5 protein-coding genes and 1 pseudogene are annotated in these 6,359 nt (G+C 36.4%); 3 read left to right on the top strand and 3 right to left on the bottom strand.

Annotated features, from left to right (window positions below; genetic code table 11):
• Window positions 1-308 precede the first annotated feature (308 nt).
• Window positions 309-1,424, bottom strand: coding sequence for a CU044_2847 family protein (locus ACP6PK_RS04090; protein ID WP_426557981.1), 1,116 nt, complete (start codon window positions 1,422-1,424; stop codon window positions 309-311).
• Between the two features lie 414 nt (window positions 1,425-1,838).
• Between ACP6PK_RS04090 and ACP6PK_RS04085 the strand changes: the two are divergent.
• Window positions 1,839-2,255: pseudogene (locus ACP6PK_RS04085) on the top strand (XisH family protein).
• Window positions 2,243-2,578, top strand: coding sequence for a XisI protein (locus tag ACP6PK_RS04080; protein ID WP_426557979.1), 336 nt, complete (start codon window positions 2,243-2,245; stop codon window positions 2,576-2,578). The pseudogene ACP6PK_RS04085 and the gene ACP6PK_RS04080 overlap by 13 nt, the downstream one beginning before the upstream one ends.
• Before the next feature lie 492 nt (window positions 2,579-3,070).
• Here the strand turns inward: ACP6PK_RS04080 and ACP6PK_RS04075 are convergent, their stop codons facing one another.
• Both ACP6PK_RS04075 and ACP6PK_RS04070 read right to left on the bottom strand, forming a co-directional pair.
• Complete coding sequence (locus tag ACP6PK_RS04075; protein ID WP_426557977.1) at window positions 3,071-4,777, bottom strand: SUMF1/EgtB/PvdO family nonheme iron enzyme; 1,707 nt, start codon at window positions 4,775-4,777, stop codon at window positions 3,071-3,073.
• The gene (locus tag ACP6PK_RS04070) at window positions 4,770-5,093 is read right to left on the bottom strand and encodes a CU044_2847 family protein (RefSeq protein ID WP_094678419.1); all 324 of its coding nucleotides are present in this window, start codon (window positions 5,091-5,093) and stop codon (window positions 4,770-4,772) included. The genes ACP6PK_RS04075 and ACP6PK_RS04070 overlap by 8 nt, the downstream gene beginning before the upstream one ends.
• Before the next feature lie 106 nt (window positions 5,094-5,199).
• Here ACP6PK_RS04070 and dhaK point away from each other — a divergent pair, with 106 nt between their 5' ends.
• Complete coding sequence (gene dhaK / locus ACP6PK_RS04065; RefSeq protein WP_426557974.1) at window positions 5,200-6,273, top strand: dihydroxyacetone kinase subunit DhaK; 1,074 nt, start codon at window positions 5,200-5,202, stop codon at window positions 6,271-6,273.
• Window positions 6,274-6,359: the final 86 nt, after the last annotated feature.

Raw genomic sequence — 6,359 nt, 5'->3', positions numbered from 1 at the left:
TTAGTATGGTGAGCTATTTAATACAAACCCGGTTTCTCTACTTTTTGACTAAATCTTTTTCCGTACCTTTTTCCTAAAAATATCTTCCCTATTAACTATTACCTAATCTTGTAAGAAGCTTATTCTTTTTCAGAGATTTCTATTGATAGCGGTTTTCATTTCAGTAGACCACAGTAGGGGAGAATAGCCATTCACCCCTACAGAGTTTTGGTTATGACAATGTGGTTTATCAAGGGTGAAAAGCGCTGTAGGTTGTCATTAATATTCTTAATTTAAAGTAGAAAAATAGTAGCTATAAAAGTATAAAGCTACGCATTAGGCAAATAAACTACCCGGAAACCCCTGTTATCATTGGAGAAGTCAGCATCCCCCCAAAGACGGGAAGCGCTCCGACAATTTCCAGGTTCATCATCCCAATACCCACCACGAATAACTCGTACCTTACTATCTCCTCCAGTTTCCCAAGCACTACCATCATTAGGCGCATCTTCATAATTCTCATGCCCAATATCCTGACACCACTCCCACACATTCCCGTGCATATCATATAAACCAAAAGCATTAGGAGGAAAACTGCCTACATCAGTTGTCTCCCCTCGAAATTTACCTTGAGGAGCATCGCCATAAGTATAGTCGCCATTATAGTTAACTAAGTCAGTAGTAATAGTGTCTCCAAAATAAAACGGTGTAGTTGTGCCAGCGCGACAGGCGTATTCCCATTGACTTTCACTTGGTAGTTTGTAAGTTTTCTTAGTTTTCTGGGATAACTTTTGACAAAACTTTTGAGCATTCTTCCAAGTGACAGTTTCTACAGGGCGTTTTCCTCCTTTAAAATTAGAGGGGTTTTCACCCATAATAGCTTGATATTGGTCTTGAGTAATAGGATATTTACTCATAGAAAAAGGTTGGATAGTAACTTCATGTTGAGGACTTTCAGCATTATCTTTTTCTACTTCGTTTTCTGGCGAACCCATCACAAAAGTACCCCCAGGAATAGACACCATTTCTAACATTATACCTTTACCCAAATCTTCAGTAAAAGATGTTACTTCATGAGAACTACGATTAACTTCTTCACCTTTATTGTTTACTATTATGACTTCAAATGGTTTTGGCGTACTTGGTTTAAGAACTAATTTAACTTGGAAACTTGCACCTGCTTTTTCTTTAGTAATATAGAGATTTCCTTCCCCCTCAAAATTAAAACCTACTTCTACCTCAGCTTGTTCAATTTTCATATCTTGATTAATTTCTTGCCAAGCTTCAGCAATAGGACGACTAATACTAACTAATATAGGTTTAACTTGGGCAAAAGTAGATTTAACTTTTTTAACTTCATTAGTAGAAATAGGTTTTGCTTCACCATCTGGAACTTCCGCTTCAACCAAAATCCCATCTTCTAGTTCAATTAGTTTGGTGGCCATATAAGTTTATTAGTAAATTTAACTGCTATTTCAATTTAAACATATTCTAGTAATTTACTCTATGAATTTTGCATAAATCAGAAAACAAGCATTTTAATATTTAGCAAAAGGTGAATCTAGCATTGATCAATATAAATATAGATGAAGCAGAATTTTTTTTTTAAGGAATATCTGATTTGGGAACAAAGAAGACAAATTCCTGTTTTCTATATAGTGTTTGTTAGATAAGTTAAGGCACACTGATAACTGATTATTGTTATCTGAAGGAAAAGGAATTGCTATGATATAAAAAAACGGTTAATTTGATTTGAAAGAATTACTCTCTAAGCTTTTGACAATATGTTTAACCTATTTTTGATGGTAATAATTTTTGAAATAGCTATACAATATAAAGTGTTGAAGTTGTAGTAAATTATGCCTGCTAAAGATGTCTTCCATGATGCTGTCAAAAATGCCTTAATCAAAGAAAATTAGATTATTACTAACGATCCTCTTTATTTAGAATTTGGTGGAGTCGATCTGTATGTTGATTTAGGTGCTGAAAAACTTGTTGGCGCTGAAAAAGATGGCAAAAAAATTGCTGTTGAAATTAAAAGTTTTATTCGACAGTCTCTAATTTCAGAATTTCATAATGCTTTGGGGCAATTTATTAACTACCGAACGGTATTAAGGAGAATTGAACCGGAAAGATGTCTATATTTAGCTGTTTCTGAGGATACTTATGAAAGTTTCTTTACCCTGGTATTTACTCAAGTAGCAGTTGAAGAAAATCAGATAAAATTAATTATTTATAATCCTGCAAATGAGGTAATTGTGCAATGGAAAAATTAACTAAATATAGGAATTATGTCAAAAATATTATTACTGAGTATAGTCAATACAAACCATCTTATGGAGACATAGAAGTACAAGTTGTTTTTGACGAAGAAAGAGATCATTATCAACTTCTCAATGTAGGTTGGCATGAGAATAGACGAGTACGAGGTTGTGTGTTGCAAATAGATATTAAAGATGAAAAAATCTGGATACAACATGATGGTACAGAAATCGGTATTGCTAATGAATTATTAGATTTAGGAGTGCCAAAATCAGATATTATTCTGGCTTTTCATGCACCTTATAAGCGGAAATATACAGGTTTTGCTGTGTCGTAAAATCAATAACTTTGGAGTTTTTTGGTATTTGTGGAATGACAGTTTGCGTCTCAATGTCATTGCGAGGGGGAATATTTCACAATAATTTTTCCCTAATAGCTAAAATACCCCCGAAGCAATCTTACAGTTCTAGAGATTGCTTCGAGGGGTTAAATATAAAAGTCAAAGCTAACTATTTTCACCTTCCCCTCGCAATGACAGTTTGCCTCTCAATTTCATTGCGTTAGCCTAGCTTTGCGGTAGCAAGGGGGAATATTTGACAATAATTTTTCCCTACTAGCCAAAATACCCCCGAAGCAATCTTAAAGTTTTAGAGATTGCTTCGGGGGGTTAAATAGAAAAGCCAAAGCTAACTATTTTCACTCCCCCTCGCAATGACAATAACACACACATTATCATTGCAAGTATGACAACCCCTAAATTTCAAAAAAGATCGATCCGCTTCGCGGAAAGGGAAGAGAAAAGAGGAAAAAAGAACAAAGGGGAAGAATGCTAGGGGCAGAAAGGAGGAGGCAACAAACCTGGCAAATAGACTACACGGAAACCCCAGTCGTAGTAGTAGTCGTCCGCATAGTCCCAGCAGCGGAAGGCACTCCGACAATCCCTGGGATTGTCGTACCAACTGCCACCACGAAGCACTCTTGTATGAGTATGTCCCCCAGCTTCCCAAGAACTGCCATCAGTAGGTGCATCTTCTAACTTACCCGAAACCCTTGATAAAAGGTCTTTAAATCGAAATTTACCACTAGGTTTATAGTTATCATGCCAAACATCCTGACACCATTCCCACACATTCCCGTGCATATCATATAAGCCAAAGGCATTGGGAGGAAAACTCCCCACATCTGTTGTTTCTTGTCGATCTTTTCCTTTCGGTGCATTAGCATAAGTATAGTTGCCATCATAGTTAACTAACTCAGACGTTATAGTTTCGCCAAAATAAAAAGGTGTGGTTGTTCCAGCGCGACAAGCATATTCCCACTGACTCTCACTTGGCAGTCTGTAGTTTTTCCGCGTTTTCTGAGATAGCTTTTGACAAAATTTTGTTGCATCGTACCATGACACATATTCTACAGGACGTTTTCCTCCTTTAAAGTAACAGGGATTTTTTTCCATAATGGCTTGATATTGATTTTGAGTAATGGGATATTTACTCATATAAAAAGGTTTCAGAGTAACTTGATGTTGAGGATTTTCATACTCATATCTTCCTTCTTCATTTTCCGGCGAACCCATTATAAAATTACCCCCAGGAATATAAAGCATTTCTAATATCACGCCATTACCCAAATCTTCAGTAAAAAATGGTGCTTTATCAGAAAGACGACTAATTTCTTCACCTTTGCTGTTGACTGTTATTACATCAAATGGTGGTGTAATTTGTTGAGCAGGTGAATTCTTAGGAACGTCTAATTTTTTGAGGGCTATAATTTCTTCAGCAGATAAATTATCAGGATTTTCTACAGGTTCTACTGGAGTTTCTACAGTCGATAAATCCTCAGAATTTTCTACAGTTTCTACAGTCGATAAATCCTCAGAAGTTTCTAATGATTCTCGTTCAATTTTTTCATAGATCTCAGTAGGCATTTCACGCCAAATCTTTTCCAAAGCTTCTATTGATATTGCTGTGCCAAAAGTTCCTTCCTTCGCTCCTTCCTTGTCAACTTTATGAGTAGTTACACCCAAAACAAAACCTGTTTCTAAATCAACAACAGGTGCCCCACTATAACCTTTTTGAAGTTCTCCTTTATCTATTTCTAGTTTACCAACAGCAACTTCTTCTTCCTTATTATCTATTGTTTGTAATGCTGTTTCTCCATCAACCATCATTATTCCTGTTATTATCTGGCGACGGCGTGCCTTATTTTCACCCATAAGAAAGTTACCAGGAATTTTAATTTCAAAACTTCTTTCTTGTTCCCCATATAAAATCATTAATGTTAAGGGCGGAAAAATATATTTGACTTTTAAAATTGCTAAATCAAAACCTTGAGGATCTCCTATTTCCAGAAGTTCTACAGGAATATCATTTACCCTTAGATTTTCTTCACCACCCACATCCTCAACAACATGAGCGCAAGTAAGCAGATAAGTATAATCTTCCTGCTGATAAAAAGCAAATCCAGTGCCAATAACATTTCCTTTTTTAGCACTGGTAATTAAAACAATTGATTCTTTTAATTTTCTCAGATTAATCATTCTCTGACTGTTTCGGTTTCAGCACTAATTTAACTTTTAAATTTGCACCTGCCTTTCCTTTAGTAATATATAGATTTCCTTCTCCCTCAAAATTAAAACCCACTTCCACCTCAGCTTGTTCAATTTCCATATCTTTATTAATTTCTTGCCAAGCTTCAGCAATAGGGCGACTAATACTAATTAATATAGGTTTAACTTTATCAAAACTAGATTGGACTTTTTTGGCAACATTAGTAGAAATTGGCTTTGCCTCATCATCTGCAACTTCTGCTTCAACCCAAATCCCATCTTCTAGTTCAATTAGTCTGGTGGCCATGTACGTTGATTATTGAATTTAACTGCTATTCTATTTAAGCATATATCAGTAATTCTTAGGTCATTTTCTTGTAATATAAATACAATTAGTAATCAGGATATATCCAATGAAAAAACTTATTAATAATCCCAACGATGTAGTTCGTGAAAGTCTCCAAGGTATGGCGATCGCTCACCCCGATCTCATAAAAGTCAACCTCGATCCCCATTTCATCTACCGCGCTGATGCACCAATAAAAAATAAAGTTGCCATAATTTCCGGTGGAGGTAGCGGCCACGAACCCATGCACGGGGGTTTTGTCGGGATGGGAATGTTAGATGCAGCTTGCCCTGGTGAAATCTTTACTTCTCCTACTCCTGACCAAATGTTGGAAGCAGCAAAAGTTGTCAATTCAGGTGCAGGTGTTCTGAATATTGTCAAAAATTATAGTGGGGATGTGATGAATTTTGAGATGGCAACCGAACTTGCTGTCTCAGAAAATATCCGAGTCTTGAATATATTAATAGATGATGATGTTGCCGTTAAGGACAGTCTTTTTACTCAAGGGCGACGGGGTGTCGGGACAACAGTGTTAGCAGAAAAAATTTGTGGTGCTGCTGCTGAAACTGGTTATGATCTGAAGCAAATAGCTCACCTTTGCCGAAAAGTAAATCTTAATGGGCGCAGTATGGGAATGGCATTGACATCATGCACCACACCTGCTAAAGGTAGTCCGACTTTTGAGTTAGGCAATAACGAAATTGAATTTGGTATTGGCATTCATGGGGAACCAGGGAGAGAACGAATGGCGATGAAGTCAGCAGATGAAATTGCAGAAATGTTAGCTATTAATATTATTGAAGATGTCGGTTATAGTCGGATGGTGCGGGAGTGGGATGAGGTGAAAGGAGAATGGCAGGAAGTGGAATTAATAGACTCACCATTTGAACCTGGCGATCGCCTTCTGGCTTTTGTGAATAGTATGGGTGGTACTCCTATTTCTGAGTTATATATTGTCTATCGGAAATTAGCAGAAATATGCGAACAAAAAGGATTAAAAATTGTGCGTAATTTGATTGGGCATTATATTACTTCCTTGGAAATGCAAGGTTGTTCTATTACTCTGTTAAAATTGGATGATGAGTTGATTAAATTCTGGGATGCGCCAGTGAAAACTGCGGCATTACGATGGGGTATTTGATATAAGTCAGAAGTTATAAGTCAGAAGTCATAAGTTAAATTTAGAGCTAATTTTTTTGCTCAAAAAAAGTTTTTGTTTGTAGTAGG

It is taken from the genome of Dapis hubbardiae BLCC-M172 (assembly GCF_050016015.1).
GTDB lineage: Bacteria > Cyanobacteriota > Cyanobacteriia > Cyanobacteriales > Microcoleaceae > Trichodesmium.
This window is presented reverse-complemented; position numbering and strand designations above follow the sequence as displayed.